Raw genomic sequence first — 18,101 nt, forward strand, 5'->3', positions numbered from 1 at the left:
CCTCTCCACTACCCAACCAGTTCGTAGAAAAACTCCCATTCATCCACATTCCAAAACCGACATTGCCCCTACTACAATAAGTGTACTCACCTCCCAGATATACTTAGTAAGGCTTGGGAACGATGCATTAACAATGAATTCGATGTCGTGGAATTTTCGACTCGAGGTGAAGTTACTGCGACGAAGAATTAAGACGGTTCGTAGACACACCTTCGGTTCCGTCGCTTCTCCTAGTCGTCAAACCAGTGAGTGAGCGGCGTCATGACCACGTACCCTCGACCATCAGGCACTGCAACCTCGTATCGTTGTATGAATTCATCAACAGATGCTGGACGTGCTCCCATGTGAATAAGCGCCCCTCCCGTGAATAACAGCAATCCTGTGTTGTAGACTATCACTAGGAAGGCGAATAATGCCGCCCCTGGGGCTGAATTAGTGAATATAAGCCCAAACAACCAGAGAATTTGTGGATAGAGTATGATAGTGCCAACAACCAGCGAACCATATCCGAGATATGAAAGTGAATAGTACGCCCCTGGTAGTGACCGATGCTTGTAGTACGCGATGAATCCGATAACACCGAGGAGAAGCCCGATGTTTGCATGCAGTCTTAGCAGAAGTCCAGGGTCATCGACCGTGACATAGTGCACTACGAGGGCCAGACTATTTGTGAAGCACGTAATCCTCCCAACATAGTGACGTTCCACAGCGTGACCAATGAAGAGTAGCGAGAGAGCTGGAAGAAGCATGACCACGGATTCGGGTAGTATTGTGAACATAGAGAGTATCATTACTTCCGTTCTATTTTACTATAACTCCTGTTCGTAGTCTCGTAGAACGGGGGTCTGATATCATGCGGACGTGCGTCAATTGTTATGTTGTAGTCCTTTAACCCGACCTCGTAACGTATCCCCAATTCATCGATGTCAACACCAGTTACGATACCGTTCTCTCCGTGATATCTGAAGTCAGGGTCTGTTGTATCAGGAATATCAATACGAACGTGATTTCCCAAACCGTAACAAGTCATGAACAGGACTGGCCGCGTTTTCATATTTAAATTCTTGACTTCAAAACTAGCGTCTATGCTATTTCTTAGACTGTCAAGAAACCCTATAGTATGATGCTCTGCCACGGGTTCAAGAACGTTTCAGACCGAATTTGTGCTCTAAAATACTATCATTTGTATCTATTATCTTCTGGCATTAGTTCGCTGAGGCTACTATACTTATCAAGGTCGCCTGGGTCAACGAGCTGATTCCGTAATAACCGCTGGAAGTAACGGATTCCTGCTTCGTAGTCTTTGAACAACCCGTTAGAGGGAATACGGAGATTATCTCCATGCATCACGTATTGTCGCGCTTGGTAGTGGAAATACTCATTCGCGTACTCATCATCATCAAGTTTCGAATTCTCGAACGAACCTGCGAACTCGGCTAAATCTCGAACCTCTACACCAAGTTCATTTACCAAATGCTTTATTCGGTCTTCCGTCGCTGAGTGCTCAGGACCGAGGTCAGAGTACCTCTTTGCAAGGAGTTCAATACCTGAACAGATAGACGCAAATTTCGCATCTATTGTACGAGTGTTATTTAGTGCGTCAAGATACCAGTTGATAACCATATTGAGTCGGTATCGGTCCCGAGAACCCTCAGCATAATCATCGTACGCTTCATCAAGGAACTGTGTGATATCAGATGACCAAACGATTCTCGGTCCTACGAAAGCATGCCCGACTGCCTTGCTGTAATTGGTAATCCATTTCTCGTATCTGAAGTCTGTCTCTTGCCCATCTATTCTGGTTACTCTTGCGCGGAATGGACACGGCTTCACTCCCTGGACAAAGGACAACAATTCGATGATATCTCCTAGTGTATCGAGAGCCCGCTCAACCTGAATACATGGTGGTCCACTCACTTCTTGGGTAACTTCCAAAGTTGCTGTTCGTAACGGACGTCGATACTCCTTAATTAGGTCTACACGTTCCTCTCTGTCTTCCAAGGATTCTGCGGAGATAGACCATCCGTCCCGTTCCAGCAGCGTCACAGGTTCGCTGCGTTCGATAAATGGTATAGTTGGCTTGAGACAGAGAAAGTCAAATTCGACAGTGACCTTGCTGTTAACTATTGGAAAGTTCTCTGATGAGTTAAAAACCATGATAGCAGGACTCATCTCTTTTACAAAGAGACCACCATTCGGACCGAGCGTAATATTAGTACCAAGAATCGTTTTCTGAAATTCTACTGACACTCCAGAATCGGTTTCTCCATTAAATTTGTACAACTTCGGTTCATTCTTCCCAAAGAAATCGTTTACATCTTCATCGGGGTCTATCGCTACCTTCTCAGGAATATTGGTGTTGATTGACCCTGACTCTGTCAGGCAGACCTCGACATCCGCGGACGTGTCGAAGAGGTCTACCTTCACAGATTTGCGTTCAATAGGTTCCGAAAACATACAGTCAATTCTCATTCCATTATTTAAAAATAGACGGTTGTAACTCACAGAATCCCGTGCATCTCCTCAACGATGTGCTTCTCCGATGGCGCGTTCAGATATGGCTCGATGGCCGAATATGACCCCCACCCACCAAGAGACATGACCACACGAGGGTTCACACGCTGTTCGACCAACAGATGCTGTGCCCACTGTCGACGGAGGTCGTGTGTCGAGACCTTGTGGTAATCCTCGTCGTTGTATTGGTTGGCTGCATCATTGCCAGCGTAGGACACCCAGTTGTTCAGGGTTCGACGTGAGACCTGGACAAGTGGTTCATCATGTTCGAGGTCATTTTCTTCCTTGAATTTATACAAACGCATTTCGAGGTCGTCGGGAAGCCAGGTCTCACGGTACTTACCACCAAGCTTCTCTCCCGTGCTATCCTTCCCGTGCCGAACACGGAGGAAGTAGCTGTTACCGTTTCCAGAGCGTTTGACGTCTGAATAACGAGCGTTGAGGACCTCTTTGCTGCGAAGACCACAGTCCCCCATCAATCGAAGAGCGATTTCCTCTTCAGTGGATTCGGTGCAGCGGACTAATCGCTGATACTCATTGCGACTCATCCACACGTTGTACGTTCCATCCGCGTTCCGTTCAACTCTCATTTCCCACTAGTCTAGACGAATGGGAAGAATGTAAATATGTCGGGTATTTTTGGTGGGTGATTTTGGCCTGATTAGGGCTGAATAGATGATTTGAACGGATTTGTTTTCCCATTAGAAATGAAATGGGAAAGCGACTGGTACTCCTCAACAGAATATGTCCGACCAGTCGACTCAACACACCCCAAATGCATAGACAGATGTGCCCCCGTGATGGCACCTAATCCCACAATGAGTATTTTCATAGACCCAGATGAAACTCAGTCTGGACCACCGTATCCTCTATCGACGTATTTTTGGCTGCTGCCTGTTTTTCACAAGTATGGTTAGTTACACTATTGTGGTCGGTGATTCCGATACAGGCTCGTCGTACCAGCTTGAAGTAGATGGTCAGGATGCTAATAGATTCGTCGGGAAATCAATCAATGACGAAGTCGACGGTGATGCAGTGGGACTTGACGGATACACACTCAAAATCACGGGTGGGTCTGACGAATCTGGCCGACCGCTTAATGAGTCAACCAGTGGAACGAATCTGAAGCAAGTACTGATGGGTGAACGACAGACAGGTTATAAGCCAAAGCGAGATGGCGAGCGTCGAAGAGTCACAACCCGTGGTCGAGAGATTTCTGACTCTACCGTTCAAATCAATACTTCAATCATTAGCTCAGGCGATACTCCCGCCGAGGAACTTCTCGAAAGCGAGTAACAAAATCAGCCTCTTTTGGTGTTGCTAAGCCACGCACCTGAGCCACAAGAGTAGTCTACTCGGGCATCGTGAGAATGAGAATATTCTCTTCGATGTCGTCGTAGTCTGCTGTAGTGGCCGCCATGTTTCTCCAGAGGTTGATTTCTGTATCTGCGAAACCAACACGGTTCTCAGCAAGCTCCCCGAGGATTTTCGCGGTCGGGACTTCGAACTGCCAGTAGGAGCCCGAGTCGCCGACAACATAGGCAGCTTTCCCACCTGGAGCCATGATATCGTAGACCTGTTCGAAGTGATGCTGCATACCCGCAAAGTACTCCTCAATCACCCGAGGATAGTAATTTCCAAACCCGTGTGAAATATCTTCATCCACGATGTAGTTCTCCATCTTCGTAACGATTTCATTAATGTGGTCGTTCTCGCGGATGTTGACCTGCTCTCCTTCATTATCAGCTACATAGATGTTCTTCGTATGAGAGCGAATATTCGACTTCTTGATTTTCTGCAATTCTTTATTGTTATCGGCAGCACCTAACCAGATGAGTTCGAGGCGCTGGTTTCTGGTATAGTCGTGTTCGGCAGGATAAGGCGGTGAGGTGATGAGATAGTCTATTTCACCTTCGTGCTTCTCACTGTTCAGAAGCTTAGACTCCTCCTTGAGTTTGTCACCAATCTTCCTAGCGTCACCTTGGATGATTTCAACTTTGCCAAGTTGCACATTATCCTTGTGCATGGTTCGCTGGACTTTCTTGAGGTCGTCCTCCATCTGGCGCAGCTTTTGCTCGAAGAACATGAAAACATCCTTGTCACCCTCTTGCTTACGGTCGCGAGTAGCTTCAGGGCCGAAGCGGACATTGCCTACATCCTCAGGGAGGATGGCAATCATCGCCAATTTGAATAGGTCTGTTACCTCATCGTCTGGCATTTCCTCGACGTGATATCGCAAGACCTTCATCTTCTTCAAAGGCTTCTCGCTCAACCAGCCTTTGGGTATTTTCTTTGGCTCGCTAAAATCGTATTTCTCGAGCGAGATTTCTTCCTTTTCTTCGTCGGTGAAATCGGAAAGCGTCTTATTCTCCTCTGAACTAATCTGACGGAAAATAGGCTCAAGTGTGTCTAATAGCTCGGTCCGTCGTTTCCTGAATTTGTCTAAGTCAACGTCCCAGTTCGTCTTCGCACGCGCAGATAGCACACTGGCTGGACTGGTATCAGTACCAATCGCATCTATACCGAGCTTTTTCGCCGCGAGAGCGGTGGTCCCTGTCCCGTTAAATGGGTCTAAGATTAGGTCATCCTGAGTGATACCAAATTCCTCAGCTAACCCTGTAATTACCCTATCTGAGTACGCATAGACAAATCTATACCAACTATGAATACTCACATCATCGAGTCGTCCAATATTGCTCTGGTGCTTCAACGTATCAACCTCGTTGTTTTGAGTCGTATTCATGGTTTCGAGTAGGTCTTTTTGGTTCTTCTCTTTGCTATCTTTCGACTCTACTACCGAGACTCTATGAAGAGAGTCTTGATATAACTTTTTATATAGGTCAAATCAAGAATGGTGTTTTAAACTCACGCTCTGGATGCGCTACTATGACTGATGAAGCGGAGGATTTCACCTTTCAAGAATCCATATACAAGGTTCTCGCCTCAGAGGTTCGCTTGCGGCTCCTGAAGAAAGCAGCGGAAGGGGAGCCAATCTCTGCACCTGATTTAGCTAAATCAGGTGAATTCAATATTACAGCTGAGAGTATAGTGAACAACCTAAACCGACTTGAGAACATAGGGCTTCTTGAATCAAAGACCGTGCGTGGTCCTGGAAACCGCCCTAGGAAAGAATTCTCGGTACCAAAGGACGGGAAGTCGCTTAAGTTCGAATTAGTTCCCGACGATTACCATTTTATGTTTGAGGACGCAGGCACGGCTGATTTCTAAGTTTTCTTTTTTCGTCTACCGAGTTTCTTCAAAGTCTTCTGTTATATGACTTTGAACGTATGTAAAATCGACGACATGTTTAGTGCCCCTCTCTGTGAATGTCTGGTCGTAATGGCAAAATACGAACCCGTTATCAGGCGGGTCTTCGAGAAGAAGGCCGAAGAGTTCGGAACGGAGGAGGAAATTCCGTTCCGTCGTAGTGATATTGAAGACGCAATGGACGAGTTGGATATCAGCGTGGGAAACGTACCAGATATCCCGTACGCCTACCGAAGCCGCCGTCCCCTTCCCAGGGATATCGCAGAGTACGGATACACCGCTGTCATCATCGATGACACTCGTGAAGGGTCTGACCCAACATACATGTTCACCAAGCAGGAACAGTTGATTCCTGTCCCCGATGATGATGAAATCGACGCAACGTTCACCACAAGCGCTGGGGACCTACCTGGTCCCGTGCAGGAGTACATCGGGAAAGACGAACAGGGAGCACTCACGCAAGTACGGTACGCAGGGCTGCTAGATGACTTCACAGGTCTGGAGACGTACCATCTGCAGAGCCACCTGCGGATGCGAGTTAAGGGTCGCGAAGCTGAACTGGACGACCTCTATGTCGGTGTCGATGAAGAAGATAACCACCACGCGCTCGCGGTGGAAGCCAAAGGTGCTGGTGAAACTCTGAATCGCAACCAGCTCATCCGTAACACCCGAGGTATCGAACACAAGTCGGACTATCCGAACTCAGTAGAAACACTCGCCGTCAAACTGGACGACAACGGCCACTTCTACCTGTTCGAGTTCGAAGTCTACCAAGAGGACGGGGACGACAAGGTGAGCACTGAGCGAGTCTGGAAATACGAGTTCGATTCGAAGTAACTAACCTTACCTCTTCACGAGCAGAGGTCTATTCTAACAATTCACTCAACCTATTCCTGAGTTGTTCGAAGAGCTCTTGAGATGTTTCTGTGTCACTGCTACCAGTGATAACTATTTTACCAGATGCAAATATTAAGAGAGTCTCAGAACTTCCATCAGGACGATATATCAGCCCTGGAAATTGCTCGGGTTCGTATTCCGTATTCTCGAGACCCAATTCAATTGATGCAGCATTTAGATTCACCTCTGAGTCGAGTTCACCTACACAAACCAGGTTTCTCACGCTAAATTTGTCTATGAATCTAATATCCTCGACTTCAGCTGAGTGAAGTAAGCTGATTTCCTCTAGTACTAGGTAGAATTTTTGCCGAGCATCAATCAGTTCCTCATGGGATTTTGCGCCTGTAAGAACATGTACGCCCGAAGCGGTGAGTATGACTACTGCATTATTGTTAGATATACTTATTATGAGTCTGTTGCCTTTTTCGTATCGGTGTTCAAATTTTTCCACCAATCCACTCTCAAGTGATACTAATTCTCCAGCTACTGCAGATAACTCGATTTCCATATCAAACCGAGCAGAAGCAACGATATTCGCGATAGATACGTCTTCAGATAGATAATCTTCATTCGTCTGCTCGGCATCTAACATATTATCGAGTCAATCCCGCAACTCATCTATCGTATACGTACGAATTGATTCTAAATCCTCTTTAGTGGCCTCTGGGTTCCACTTGTAGACTTTCCCAGATTTCTCCTCGACCACGAGGTCCTTTTTCATCAATTTATGTAGAGATGTTCGGACAGATGACTCAACATTACCAGTATGCCGCTGGATTTTTTCAAAGCGAACCTCTCTATCAGAACTGTAGAGCATTTTCGCAATCTCGTACTGACCCATCTTATCTCAACTACGCATCGGGTATTCTTATAAACCCGCCTAATCAGGGCAACTTATCTCCCCTTATACATATCGTACTTATCTGATAAAGCTGCATCTCGTGCCATGTCTTCTTCAATGTCGTTCAAGGAATTTTCCCACTGCTCAATCTCAAGAGCCTCTGTTAGAATCAGAACCAATTCACTGGGGATTCTCTCTGTTTTTTCTTCAACTACCTCCAACCTTTCCTGGAGAGCTTCTGCCTCTTGATTCAGGTCATTTTGCTGATTCTGAAGACCACTAAATCGACTACTGGGGTCTTCTTTAGCAGACTTAATTTTCTCTCTTGCCATTCGTAACATCATCTCACGAGAGTTCATATTGGCAACACTCTCTCGGTATCTCTTCGCTTCGTCTAACAACCACTCGTACCAATCTTGTGCTTTATCTCGGGCATTTTGTAGGGGTTCAATCGGCGGGTTTTCATCGAAGTCATGGTCTACGTCATTGCTTACTTTGTTCACAACAATTGGATGAGAGTCTATATTGTTTGGAACATCTACTCCGTCTACCCATTCTAATCGGGTTTTGATTTTAATCCATTGAAATTTTGGGCTCCGTTTTCGGAAATCTGGAGGAAACTCCAAGTACTCCTGACCAATTTTACTCATTGATGAACCATAGAAATCACGGAGAGCATAAGCAGCAAGACGCCGTTGGACCATATCCTCAAGGTCAAATACATCGAACTGTTCTAAGGATTCAAACGGTGATTCACGTTCGGGCATGCCTGATTGAGTGTCATCAAATATTATAGATGCTCTGTTTATCTCTTCTATACAACTTGTTAGATGGCTTCTCCCGCTATCTCAGACGTCCATTTTCATTTCATCAATTATTATAATCAAATAGGAGGGGGTAGTAAACCCGCCATCTTCCAAGCCCATTATCTCATTGCTGTTGTTGTGCATACGATATTTAGACAACCTTAGGTTCCTAAGGATACTTAGGTTCTAGAGGTTTCTAAGGATACTTAGGTTCTAGAGGTTTCTAAGGATACTTAGGTTCTAGAGGTTTCTAAGGATACTTAGGTCTATTAACTCTAAATGCTAATTGATGATTAATTATATCACCTCTGGGCGGATGTATTGACTATGGCAAAGACGCCAAACGATGACGATAACGAGACTGAGGATGACCAGTACGTGAGTCCGTTCGACAAGATAGCTGACGAAGTAGAGGCCAGGATAGCTGACGGTGACGATAACGAGACTGAGGATAACCAGTATGTGAGTCCGTTCGACAAGATAGCTGACGAAGTAGAGACCAGGATAGCTGACGATAATGAAGACGAAGATAGCAAGAAATTTGACCCGCTAGCCGATTTGAAGGGATTATAACGGTCCTATTGCTCTTCTCTTGCCTCAGGTATTGACTTAGCAATCTTCCTCAGACGACCAGCTGTCCTTGAGTACGTCCGTCGCTCGTCTGCAGACCTTTCCTCCTCCATTGCGACATCATCGAGCAGGTCAATCGCATCTTCGAGTGTACTACGAATTCTATCTGCATCCTCTATAGTCATATATCTGCCATTGCGGCCATGTTACATCTAACTGGCGCTAATTAGACTCAATATATTCTCTTGACAGCGTTGGGGGTCGTTTAGTCACGGGCCAGTTTTATTATCAGCGGAGTACGCTGCTTTCAGCACCTTATTTCGGTGGTACTTTTCGACCAAGTCGAGTAAAACTGTTACCTGTTCTTCTACACTTCCACACCTAATGTTCTCTATAGTATAATTATATAACTGAGATGGTGTGAGGTTTTGGAATTTGAATGCTTTTGGAATTAGATGTGATTACCGTTTTTAGATTGAATTACAGAATAATCAATTTTCAAAAATAGTGGGGTCTCCAACACCCCTCAATCCGAGTGTATACCGTTGATTTCCAGCAGAAAAGGGCCTGCGAAGTAGATTCTATTCAAGAACGAATATTTGTCCTTGACTTTACAATTTCTATTTGATGGCACAAACGGCGAGTTATAGGGTGGGCATTGGACGGATGTTTGAGTTGATTCTATGCGCTTGCTCCCGACCAACTGGATTCTAGCGTGGAGACATGGTGTGTATAGTTGTGGCCCGTTATCCTTGAACCCCATATTTATACCACATTCACAATAATTTAATAGTAATAAATGACGTACATATATTATGGGTTCTACAACTACTAAGGACGATTTCCCCAGCAAATCCGTAATGCACGCATTGTGTGCCGACGAGCAACGACGACTTCTCATTGAGTTCCTGTATTCACACGCGAATGGTTGGTGTACTCAAGCAGAACTTATCGATTACATCTCGGAAAACAGTGAACAACATATGAGCCACAAAGCGATTCGTCTTAGACTCATACATAGTCATTTACCATGTCTTGAGGATATAGGCGTAATACGCTACCACAAGCAAACAAAAGCGGTCCACAATTGGGATGATGACATAGTTGAGGAATTATACGAATTAGGACACTCTTGATTCGTCTAATCTACAGAATGCCTTTTTGAAGCGACGAAGATGAGTTCCCTTTCATAATTTTATTTCCACACGGTGAACCGTGTGTACCGTGTGCTGACCGTTTTCTCATTGACCGTGTGTCAAACGTTTCCAACCGTGTGTTGGGTACTAACGACAAGCCTCCATAGGAGCACCTTCCACTGATGCCCATTCAAATTAGCCACCCTCCCTGATGATATAGCTGAATTCACTTTTCGGTATTGCGTTCCAGAATATGGAGATGACCTCCAAATCCACTACCAGATTCCCAACCTGAGACCCTAAAGAATATGTAAGCTTGCCGTGATTGGTTCTTATAGACCGCATGAGGAGAGCGACCCTCGCGAGTGAACATCATCAACTCAATTCCGAACCAATGTCTCTACTTAAAAAGGAGTCGACATCGTCTGTTGGTTCGGAATCGTTCGATAGGATGACGGGCGCGACGGGATTTGAACCCGCGACATCCTGGTCCGGAACCAGGGACTCTGTCCACTGAGCTACGCGCCCTCGTCGGTACAGATTGACTACGACTGTATAACGTTTCTGTCGTCGGCTAGTCTTCGTCTCGAGCGGTCGTTGGTTCGGTTTCGGGTTCGGCCTTGGTTGTGTTTTCTCCTACTTCGTCTCCCACTTTGCCACCGTCTCCTTTTGCTTCCGCTTCTCCTACTGCGTCGCCTTCAGCACCCACCTCGAGCCCCTGGTCCTCCCCGACATCACCCACGTCCGCGTCGTCGATGTACTTCTCCTTCCAGGTACCGCGGGTGAACCAGGCGACCCCCACGGTGGCGCCGAGGACGTTCCCCAGGGCCATGCCGGTCCAGACGCCGGTTTCGCCCCAGCCGAGAGCGGCCAGGGTAATCCCGACGCCAGGAATCGTGACCGACCAGGAGAACGCCAGCACGAGGACGCTCACGACGCGACCGACCCAGAGGGTGAGCATCGAGATGACCATCGCGGTCTTCGTGTTGCCGGCGCCGCGGAAGGCGCCGAGGATCACCTGTGAGACACCGATAAAGGCGAACTCGACGGAGCGGATGCGGACGTACTCGACGCCGTAGGCGATGGTCGCGGGGGCGTCGGGGACGTCGCCGAGGAAGACGCTAACGATGGGTTCGGTGAAGGCGACGGCGATCACGGCGACGACGACCATTACGCCGGCGCCAGTCGAGGCGGCGAGCCAGACCGAGCGTTCGGCGCGGTCGCTCCGGTCGGCACCGAGGTTCTGGCCGACCATGGTGTCGATGGCGCGGCCGAGCCCCATCGCGGGCAGGAAGACGAGCGAGATCAGCCGGTTGCCCAGGCCGTAGGCGGCGACCACCGGCGGCGAGAACGTGACGATCATGGCGGTGAGCGTGATCATCGCCATCGCGCTCGTGGTCTGTTCGACCGTGCTCGGCACGCCGAGGCGAACGATGTCCCCGATGATCTCGCGGTCCAGTGGAAGGTGCTCGAAGCGCACGGCCGGCCCGCTCGCGGTGGTGAAGAGGATCCACAGTCCCATCACGGTCGCGACGCCACGGGCGGCGATCGTCGCGAACGCGGCGCCCTGGATCCCCAGGCCAGAAAAGCCGGTCCAGGCGTAGAGGGCGGCCTCGAGGCCCTCGAGGTTGAGCCAGACGAACAGGGGGTTGTCGGCGAACCCGAAGATGAAGAACGGGTCGAGCAGGACGTTGAGGAAGACGGAGACGACCATCACGAGCATCGGGGTTCGGGTGTCGCCGTAGCCGCGCATGAGCGCCGAGAAGACGAAGAAGCCGAACATGAGGGGGATGCCGAGAAAGATGACCTCCATGTAGTCTGCGGCCAGCGGAATCACCGACGCGGCGGTCTCCTGGTCGCTGGGCAGGAGCTCGAGGGCGGGGCGGGTGTAGAAGTAGCCGGCGATGCCGATGAACACCGAGAGGAGGCCGACGAACGAGAGGGTCTGGCCGGCGACGAGACCCGCGGATCGATCCCCTTTTGCACCGGTGTACTGAGCGACGAGAATCGCGCCGGCGGTGGTGAAGCCGCCGGCGATAGCGATAAGTAAGAATATGAGCGGGAAGGCGAGGCTGATCGCGCCGACGGCCTCGGCGGAGAGCCGGCCGAGGTAGAGAGTGTCGACGACGTTGTAGGTGACCTGCAGCAACTGGATGACGACGATGGGCCAGGCGAGGCGAAAGAGCGGTCGGACGAGGCTGCCCTCGGTGATCGATGCGCTGGTGTCGGCGGGAGTGTGGTCGGCTGGGGCGTCGTCGTTGCCATCGTCGCCGACGTCGGCGTCGCCGTCGCCGTCCTGGACTGGCCGGTCGCTCGAGGCGTCTGACTCGTCGCTCACTGGTTGAGGATGTAGGAGGAGGACAATGAACGTTCTGAACCTGCCGTGTTGCCGCGATTTATCGGTCGCGTTCGAGGAGCCCTACTCGACCAGTCGCTCGATTTCGGTGACCAGGATGTCGCTCGCGCCGGCGTTCTTCACGTCGGTGATAGTCTCGAACACCTCGCGCTCGTCGACGACGGCGTGGACGGCGACGGACTCGCCGCCGCCGTTGGCGATGTCCATGATCGTCGGGCCACCCATGCCGGGGATGACTTCGCGGACGTCCTGGAGCCGGTCTCTGGGAACGTTCATCATCAGGTACCGTTTGCCGTCGGCGGCCAGCACCGACGAGAGTGCGGTTCGAATCTCTTGTACCTTGGGTTCTTCGAGGACGTCCTCGCGGGCGAACAGGCGGACGGAACTCGAGAGGACCTCCTCCACGATGGCGAGGCGGTTCATCTTCAGGGTCGTCCCCGTGCTGGTGATGTCGACGATGGCGTCGGCCATCTCGACGTGCGGCGTCAGCTCGGTCGCGCCCGTAACCTCGACGATTGCGGGTTCGAGCCCGCGTTCGTCGAAGAACTGCCGGGTGACGGTCGGGAACTCGGTGGCGACGGTCTTGCCCGCCAGGTCTTCGACGGTGTCGATGTCTCCGTCCTCGGGCGCCGCGAGCACGAGTCGACAGCGGCCGAACTCGAGGTCGAGCAGTTCCGAGACGGTGGCGATGTCGGCTTCCCGGTACTGGTCGTAGCCGGTGATTCCGAGGTCGGCTGCCCCGTCGGCGACGTACTCGGGGATGTCGGCGGCCCGGGCGAAGAGGATGGTGACCTCGGGGTCGACGGTGTCGGCGTAGAGCTTTCTGGCGGCGCCGTTTTCGAGGTGGAGGCCGGCCCGCTCCAGGAGGTCGATGGTCGGGTCGTGCAGGCGGCCCTTGTTGGGGACGGCGAGACGCATTTACTGGTCATTGGATGCGCGGCGGGAACTGTCTTTCCATCGCAACTGCTCCGCGTTTGCCCGATTCAGGCGAGGTCGCATCGTCCCGAGTCGACGGAGAAATCGCCAGCTCGATTAGTCCGATTCCGGGAATCGGCTCTCGAGTACACTGATTACGGAACGGTTAACGGAAATTGAGAGGGAAGTGAGTCGAAGGCCTACAGTCGACTGTCGAGACGTGGAAACTAATCCGCGGTCGAGATTTTTCTGGCCCGTCTCGAAAACACTCTAGTGAAGCGGGCGACCGAGGTTTCATCGCTTTCGAAGCGGGCAACGGCTCGATTACTCCAGCGAGTCCATCACTCAGCTCTCGATCGGTAAGCGCACTTTTACCCGTTCGTAGTCGATTGCATCCGTCAGTTTCCGGTTTCTAATATCGATCTTTGGACGAAACGATCCGCCTCGCTTTACGTCCGACCGTGCATCTCGAAGGTGTTATGGACGAACCCACAGACCAACCCCAGGAGAGTCGATTGTCGGCAGACCGAGAGACGATCCGCCGCTGGGCGGACGAACACACCGCGACCCCCGTTCGACACGAGGACGAACCGGATCGCTATCGCATCCTCCCGGAGTCCGAAACGATGGGGTCCCACGAGACGGTCGAGTGGGACGATTTCTTCGGCCGACTCGACGAAGGCGACCAGGTCGTAATCTACCACGGTACGGAGGCGTCCGACCCCTTCGAAGTGACCCGTCGCGAAGAGGCCCTCACGCGAAGCAGCGTCGATCGAGAGGACCTGAAAGAGCGCCTCCTGGAGGGCGAGACGGTGACGACGGAGATTACCGAGACCACCGTCGTCGAGAGCGTCGTCGTCGAGGAGACGAGTATCGAGAGCGAACTCGTCGACACCGAGGTGATCGACGAGAGCGTGGTCGACGTCGAACTCCTGCAACGTGAGTGTACGGGCTGTACGCTCGTCGACGAGGGAGGGAGTGATCGTGATCACGCGGACTGGTTCGACGAGGACCGTTACTACGACGCGGTCGACCGTACGGGGTCAGAGCCCGTGCCCGCAGACACCGGGGCAGGCTCCATCGAGTCCACTACCGACGTCCCGTACTCCGCCGAACTCGACGTCGAGGAGATGTGGTCGGTCACTCGCGAGTTCACCGAACGATTCACTGTCGAGAGCCACGTCGCGGGCACCGATGTGGTTGAAACCGACACCGTCGAGGACCGCGACATCGATATCGAGGGACTCCAGCGCACAATCGCCGAGAGCAATCTTCTCGACGTCGACGTGTCGACCGACAACGTGCTCACGGAGTACGAGATCGAATCCGAGGTGAGGGAAGACAACCGAATTCACACCTACTTCACCCGCGAACACGTCGTCGAGGACGAGGTGGTCGACCGGAAGCGCCTGTACGCCGACGTGACCGGAGGCGAACTCCTGGCGATGGAGACCGTTCACACCGAGGACATCGTTACCGAGGAATCCGGAACGATGCCGACCGGCACGACCGAGGGCGGGGTCGTCGAGGGTGCCGAAGGGGAGTCGATGGGAGCTACCGAAGAGGAACCGATGGGGGCTACCGAAGAGGAACCGATGGGGGCTACCGAAGGAGAACCGATGGGGGCCACCGAAGGAGAACCGATGGGGGCCTCTGAAGGTGAATTTACGGAGGGGGCCGAGCGAGTAACCCTCTCCGACGACGAAATCGGAAAAGCGGTCGTCGACACCGCGGGCGAGGAACTCGGAATGGTTACCGACGTCGAAGACGGCGGCGAAACGATGTACGTCGATGCCCACCCGGGGATCACCGAGAAGATCAAAGCCGCGCTCGACTGGGGCGACGTCAACGACGATGCCTTCCCCGTCGATGCCACGGAGATCGAGCGCGTGACCGACGACCAGGTAGTACTCAAAGGAGCCGAGGAGCTCGGATCGGACGAGAACTCGATGTAGCCCGGTCGCGTAATTTCGCCCGCTGTGTTCTTCGAGCGGCGGGTTCTTTTTCGAGACGACGAGTGGCCCACTCACTTTCACTTCATCAATCCACCGGGCGTGGTGGTTTACAATCGAAATTCGGATGGTGGAATAACGTGTAATTGAAAGGCACAACTCGCTTGAATCCGTAGCCCGTAGTCTCCACCATGACGAAACGACGCGCCCACCTCGAAATCACCGGAATGTCCTGTGCGACGTGTTCGGGGACCGTCCAGGACGCCCTGAGCGATCTCGAGGGGGTCGAGGAGGCGAGCGCGAACTTCGCGACCGACGAGGGGGTCGTCGCGTACGATCCCGACGTGGTCAGCCTGGAGGCGATCGTCGAGGCGGTATCGAACGCGGGCTACGAGGTCGCGACCGAAACCACCTCGATTCCCGTAATGGGGATGTCCTGTGCAACCTGTTCGGGGACCGTCCAGGAGGCGACGGAGGCCCTTCCCGGGGTCGTTGCGGCGGACGTGAACTTCGCCTCGGACGAGGCCCGGATTCGATACAACCCGTCGGACGTCTCGCTGGCCGAAATCCGACGAGCGATCGAGGAGGCGGGGTACGAACCTGCGGGCGGCGAGGACGAGGAAGACGAGGGCCAGCGCGAGCGCGCTGTCGAGCGCGAACTGTCCCGGCAGCGACGGCTGGTGATCGGCGGCGGCCTGCTCACCCTGCCGTTCGTCCCGATCATGCTCGCGATGCTCGGGCTGATCCCGCCTCTCCACGAAGTGCTCGGAATCGGCGAGGGAGTCGTCGACTGGACCGAGTTCGCCATCGCGACGGTCATGATGGCGACCCTCGGCCGCGAGTTTCTCGTCGGCGCCTATCGTGCGTTTGCGCACAACCGACGGGCGAACATGGACACCCTCGTCGCCGTCGGCACCCTCGCGGGCTACGTCTATTCGACGGCCGTGCTCACGATCGGGTTGACCGGCAACCTCTACTTCGAGGCTGTCGCGTTCATCCTCTGGTTCATCACGCTGGGCAACTGGCTCGAGGTCCGCTCGAAGGCGCGGGCGGGCAACGCCCTGCGGGAACTCCTCGAGATGGAGGCCGAGGACGCCACGGTCGTGCGAGACGGTACTGAAGTGCAGGTCCCCCTCGAAGACGTCCAGGTCGGCGACGTACTCAAGGTCAGACCGGGCGAGCGGATTCCGACCGACGGCGTCGTCCGCGAGGGCCAGAGCGCCGTCGACGAGTCGATGCTGACCGGCGAATCCGTTCCCGTCGAGAAGGGCGAGGGCGACGACGTCGTGGGGAGCACGATCAACGAGAACGGCGTCCTGCTGGTCGAGGCGACCAAAGTCGGCTCCGAGACGGCCTTACAACAGATCGTCGACCGGGTCAAGGAGGCCCAGTCGCGCCAGCCCGAAATACAGCGGGTGGTCGACACAGTGAGCGCCTACTTCGTCCCCGCGGTGATCGTCAACGCCGTGGTCTGGGCGGTCCTCTGGGCGCTGTTCCCCGACGCCCTCCACGGCGCCTCGGCCTGGCTCGGCTCCTGGATCCCCATCCTCGAGCCGGTCGGGGGCGGCCCGGTTGTGGGCGGCGTGCCCGTCCTCGAGTTCTCGGTCGTCGTGCTCGCCTCAGCGCTGTTGATCGCCTGTCCCTGCGCGCTCGGGCTGGCGACGCCCGCGGCGACGATGGTCGGATCCACGCTGAGCGCGACCAACGGCGTCCTCTTCAAGGGCGGCGACGTCCTCGAGCAGGTCCGTGGGATCGACACCGTCGTCTTCGACAAGACCGGGACGCTGACCCACGGCGAGATGACGCTGACCGACGTGGTCGTCCTGCACGACGAAGCGAGCGGAGTCGCAGCGGACGGCGGTACCGACTCCCGCGCCGACGGCGGCCTCCTCGAGACGCGCGAGGAATCCCTCGAATCGTTCGTCCTGGGGGCCGCGGCGGCCGCCGAATCGGGCTCGGAACACCCCATTGGACGCGCCATCGTCGAGGGCGCCACTGAGCGCGGCGTCGAGATGGGTGACCTGGAGGACTTCGAGAACGTCCCCGGTCACGGGATCCGCGCGGAGACGGTCCGCGGGACGGTCGTGGTCGGCCGACGAAAGCTGCTCGAGGACGAGGGGATCGACCCCGAGCCAGCCGAAGAGACCCTCGAGCGCCTCGAGCGCGAGGGGAAGACCGCGATTCCGGTCGCCGTCGACGGCGCGTTGCTGGGCGTCGTCGCGGTGGCGGACGAGGTTCGCGAGAGCGCGACGGAGACCGTCGCCGCCCTGCGAGCGCGGGGCATCCAGGTCGTCATGCTGACCGGCGACAACGAGCGAACCGCTCGAGCGGTCGCGGAGCGAGTGGGTATAGACCCCGAGAACGTCCGGGCAGGCGTGCTGCCGGAGGACAAGGCGGACCACGTCGAGGACCTACAGTCGGCTGGCGGCGACGGCAGCGACGGCACGCGAGTGATGATGGTCGGCGACGGCGTCAACGACGCCCCCGCGCTCACGACGGCCCACGTCGGTGTCGCCATCGGGTCCGGGACCGACGTGGCCATCGAATCGGCCGACGTAACGTTGATGCGTGACGACCCCGCCGACGTACTCAAGGCGATCCGCATCTCGGAGGCGACGATCACGAAGGTTCGACAGAACCTCTTCTGGGCGTTGATCTACAACACCACGCTGATTCCGATCGCCTCGCTCGGACTGCTCAACCCCGCCCTGGCCGGCCTGGCGATGGCGACCTCGAGCGTGAGCGTCATGACGAATAGCCTCTCGTTCGCCGCCTACGATCCCCACGAGGACTACCGACCGCTGGTTACGCGCCCGCTCGAGTGGCTTGGTCGGTAGGTCGGTAGAT

General features: G+C 53.8%; 18 protein-coding genes and 1 tRNA gene. 7 read left to right on the forward strand and 12 right to left on the reverse strand.

Translation table 11 applies throughout. The annotated features are described in order from the left end of the window. Positions 1-230 precede the first annotated feature (230 nt). The 4 genes from NGM15_RS14400 to NGM15_RS14410 all read right to left on the reverse strand — a co-directional run bounded on the left by NGM15_RS14400 (position 231) and on the right by NGM15_RS14410 (position 3,104). The gene (locus NGM15_RS14400) at positions 231-779 is read right to left on the reverse strand and encodes a hypothetical protein (RefSeq protein WP_253432355.1); all 549 of its coding nucleotides are present in this window, start codon (positions 777-779) and stop codon (positions 231-233) included. 11 nt (positions 780-790) lie between these two features. Further along, a complete protein-coding gene (locus NGM15_RS19005) occupies positions 791-1,054 on the reverse strand; it encodes a DUF8139 family protein (RefSeq protein ID WP_484549592.1) in 264 nt (87 codons plus the stop codon). 125 nt (positions 1,055-1,179) lie between these two features. Next, positions 1,180-2,457: a hypothetical protein gene (locus NGM15_RS14405; RefSeq protein ID WP_253432357.1), complete on the reverse strand. Its 1,278-nt coding sequence runs from the start codon at positions 2,455-2,457 to the stop codon at positions 1,180-1,182. A gap of 44 nt (positions 2,458-2,501) precedes the next feature. Beyond that, positions 2,502-3,104, reverse strand: a complete 603-nt coding sequence (locus NGM15_RS14410; protein WP_253432360.1) for a site-specific integrase — start codon at positions 3,102-3,104, stop codon at positions 2,502-2,504. Between the two features lie 319 nt (positions 3,105-3,423). On the opposite strand from NGM15_RS14410, the gene NGM15_RS14415 reads away from it, so the two are divergent. Beyond that, the gene (locus NGM15_RS14415) at positions 3,424-3,810 is read left to right on the forward strand and encodes a 30S ribosomal protein S6e (protein ID WP_253438120.1); all 387 of its coding nucleotides are present in this window, start codon (positions 3,424-3,426) and stop codon (positions 3,808-3,810) included. Positions 3,811-3,865: 55 nt separating this feature from the next. Here the strand turns inward: NGM15_RS14415 and NGM15_RS14420 are convergent, their stop codons facing one another. Continuing rightward, complete coding sequence (locus tag NGM15_RS14420) at positions 3,866-5,257, reverse strand: DNA methyltransferase (RefSeq protein ID WP_253432362.1); 1,392 nt, start codon at positions 5,255-5,257, stop codon at positions 3,866-3,868. Between the two features lie 143 nt (positions 5,258-5,400). Between NGM15_RS14420 and NGM15_RS14425 the strand changes: the two genes are divergently transcribed. Both NGM15_RS14425 and NGM15_RS14430 read left to right on the forward strand, forming a co-directional pair. Then, a complete protein-coding gene (locus NGM15_RS14425) occupies positions 5,401-5,742 on the forward strand; it encodes a helix-turn-helix domain-containing protein (RefSeq protein WP_253432364.1) in 342 nt (113 codons plus the stop codon). Positions 5,743-5,853: 111 nt separating this feature from the next. After that, the gene (locus NGM15_RS14430; RefSeq protein WP_253432366.1) at positions 5,854-6,618 is read left to right on the forward strand and encodes a hypothetical protein; all 765 of its coding nucleotides are present in this window, start codon (positions 5,854-5,856) and stop codon (positions 6,616-6,618) included. 28 nt (positions 6,619-6,646) lie between these two features. Here NGM15_RS14430 and NGM15_RS14435 read toward each other — a convergent pair whose 3' ends face one another. Genes NGM15_RS14435 through NGM15_RS14445 form a run of 3 tightly spaced genes read right to left on the reverse strand, consistent with a single transcriptional unit; the run spans position 6,647 to position 8,286 of the window. Then, positions 6,647-7,270 (reverse strand): TATA-box-binding protein, encoded by a 624-nt coding sequence (locus NGM15_RS14435; protein ID WP_253432368.1) that lies wholly within the window; start codon positions 7,268-7,270, stop codon positions 6,647-6,649. 9 nt (positions 7,271-7,279) lie between these two features. Then, complete coding sequence (locus tag NGM15_RS14440; protein ID WP_253432369.1) at positions 7,280-7,519, reverse strand: BlaI/MecI/CopY family transcriptional regulator; 240 nt, start codon at positions 7,517-7,519, stop codon at positions 7,280-7,282. A gap of 53 nt (positions 7,520-7,572) precedes the next feature. After that, the gene (locus NGM15_RS14445; protein ID WP_253432371.1) at positions 7,573-8,286 is read right to left on the reverse strand and encodes a hypothetical protein; all 714 of its coding nucleotides are present in this window, start codon (positions 8,284-8,286) and stop codon (positions 7,573-7,575) included. Positions 8,287-8,652: 366 nt separating this feature from the next. On the opposite strand from NGM15_RS14445, the gene NGM15_RS14450 reads away from it, so the two are divergent. Further along, the gene (locus tag NGM15_RS14450) at positions 8,653-8,898 is read left to right on the forward strand and encodes a hypothetical protein (RefSeq protein WP_253432373.1); all 246 of its coding nucleotides are present in this window, start codon (positions 8,653-8,655) and stop codon (positions 8,896-8,898) included. Positions 8,899-8,903: 5 nt separating this feature from the next. Here NGM15_RS14450 and NGM15_RS14455 read toward each other — a convergent pair whose 3' ends face one another. Continuing rightward, complete coding sequence (locus tag NGM15_RS14455) at positions 8,904-9,080, reverse strand: hypothetical protein (RefSeq protein WP_253432375.1); 177 nt, start codon at positions 9,078-9,080, stop codon at positions 8,904-8,906. A 675-nt stretch (positions 9,081-9,755) separates the two neighbouring features. On the opposite strand from NGM15_RS14455, the gene NGM15_RS18945 reads away from it, so the two are divergent. Beyond that, entirely contained in the window at positions 9,756-10,031 is a 276-nt protein-coding gene (locus NGM15_RS18945) for a DUF7344 domain-containing protein (protein ID WP_425494483.1), read from the forward strand. 455 nt (positions 10,032-10,486) lie between these two features. Here NGM15_RS18945 and NGM15_RS14460 read toward each other — a convergent pair. The 3 genes from NGM15_RS14460 to hisG all read right to left on the reverse strand — a co-directional run bounded on the left by NGM15_RS14460 (position 10,487) and on the right by hisG (position 13,305). Next, positions 10,487-10,559, reverse strand: a tRNA-Arg gene (locus tag NGM15_RS14460). A 46-nt stretch (positions 10,560-10,605) separates the two neighbouring features. Next, complete coding sequence (locus NGM15_RS14465) at positions 10,606-12,369, reverse strand: MATE family efflux transporter (RefSeq protein ID WP_425494451.1); 1,764 nt, start codon at positions 12,367-12,369, stop codon at positions 10,606-10,608. Positions 12,370-12,450: 81 nt separating this feature from the next. Next, positions 12,451-13,305 (reverse strand): ATP phosphoribosyltransferase, encoded by an 855-nt coding sequence (gene hisG, locus NGM15_RS14470; protein ID WP_253432377.1) that lies wholly within the window; start codon positions 13,303-13,305, stop codon positions 12,451-12,453. Positions 13,306-13,781: 476 nt separating this feature from the next. On the opposite strand from hisG, the gene NGM15_RS14475 reads away from it, so the two are divergent. Both NGM15_RS14475 and NGM15_RS14480 read left to right on the forward strand, forming a co-directional pair. Next, positions 13,782-15,257, forward strand: coding sequence for a hypothetical protein (locus NGM15_RS14475; protein ID WP_253432380.1), 1,476 nt, complete (start codon positions 13,782-13,784; stop codon positions 15,255-15,257). A gap of 188 nt (positions 15,258-15,445) precedes the next feature. Continuing rightward, positions 15,446-18,091: a heavy metal translocating P-type ATPase gene (locus NGM15_RS14480; RefSeq protein ID WP_253432383.1), complete on the forward strand. Its 2,646-nt coding sequence runs from the start codon at positions 15,446-15,448 to the stop codon at positions 18,089-18,091. Positions 18,092-18,101: the final 10 nt, after the last annotated feature.

This window comes from Natronosalvus halobius (assembly GCF_024138145.1).
GTDB classification, from domain to species: Archaea; Halobacteriota; Halobacteria; order Halobacteriales; family Natrialbaceae; genus Natronosalvus; species Natronosalvus halobius.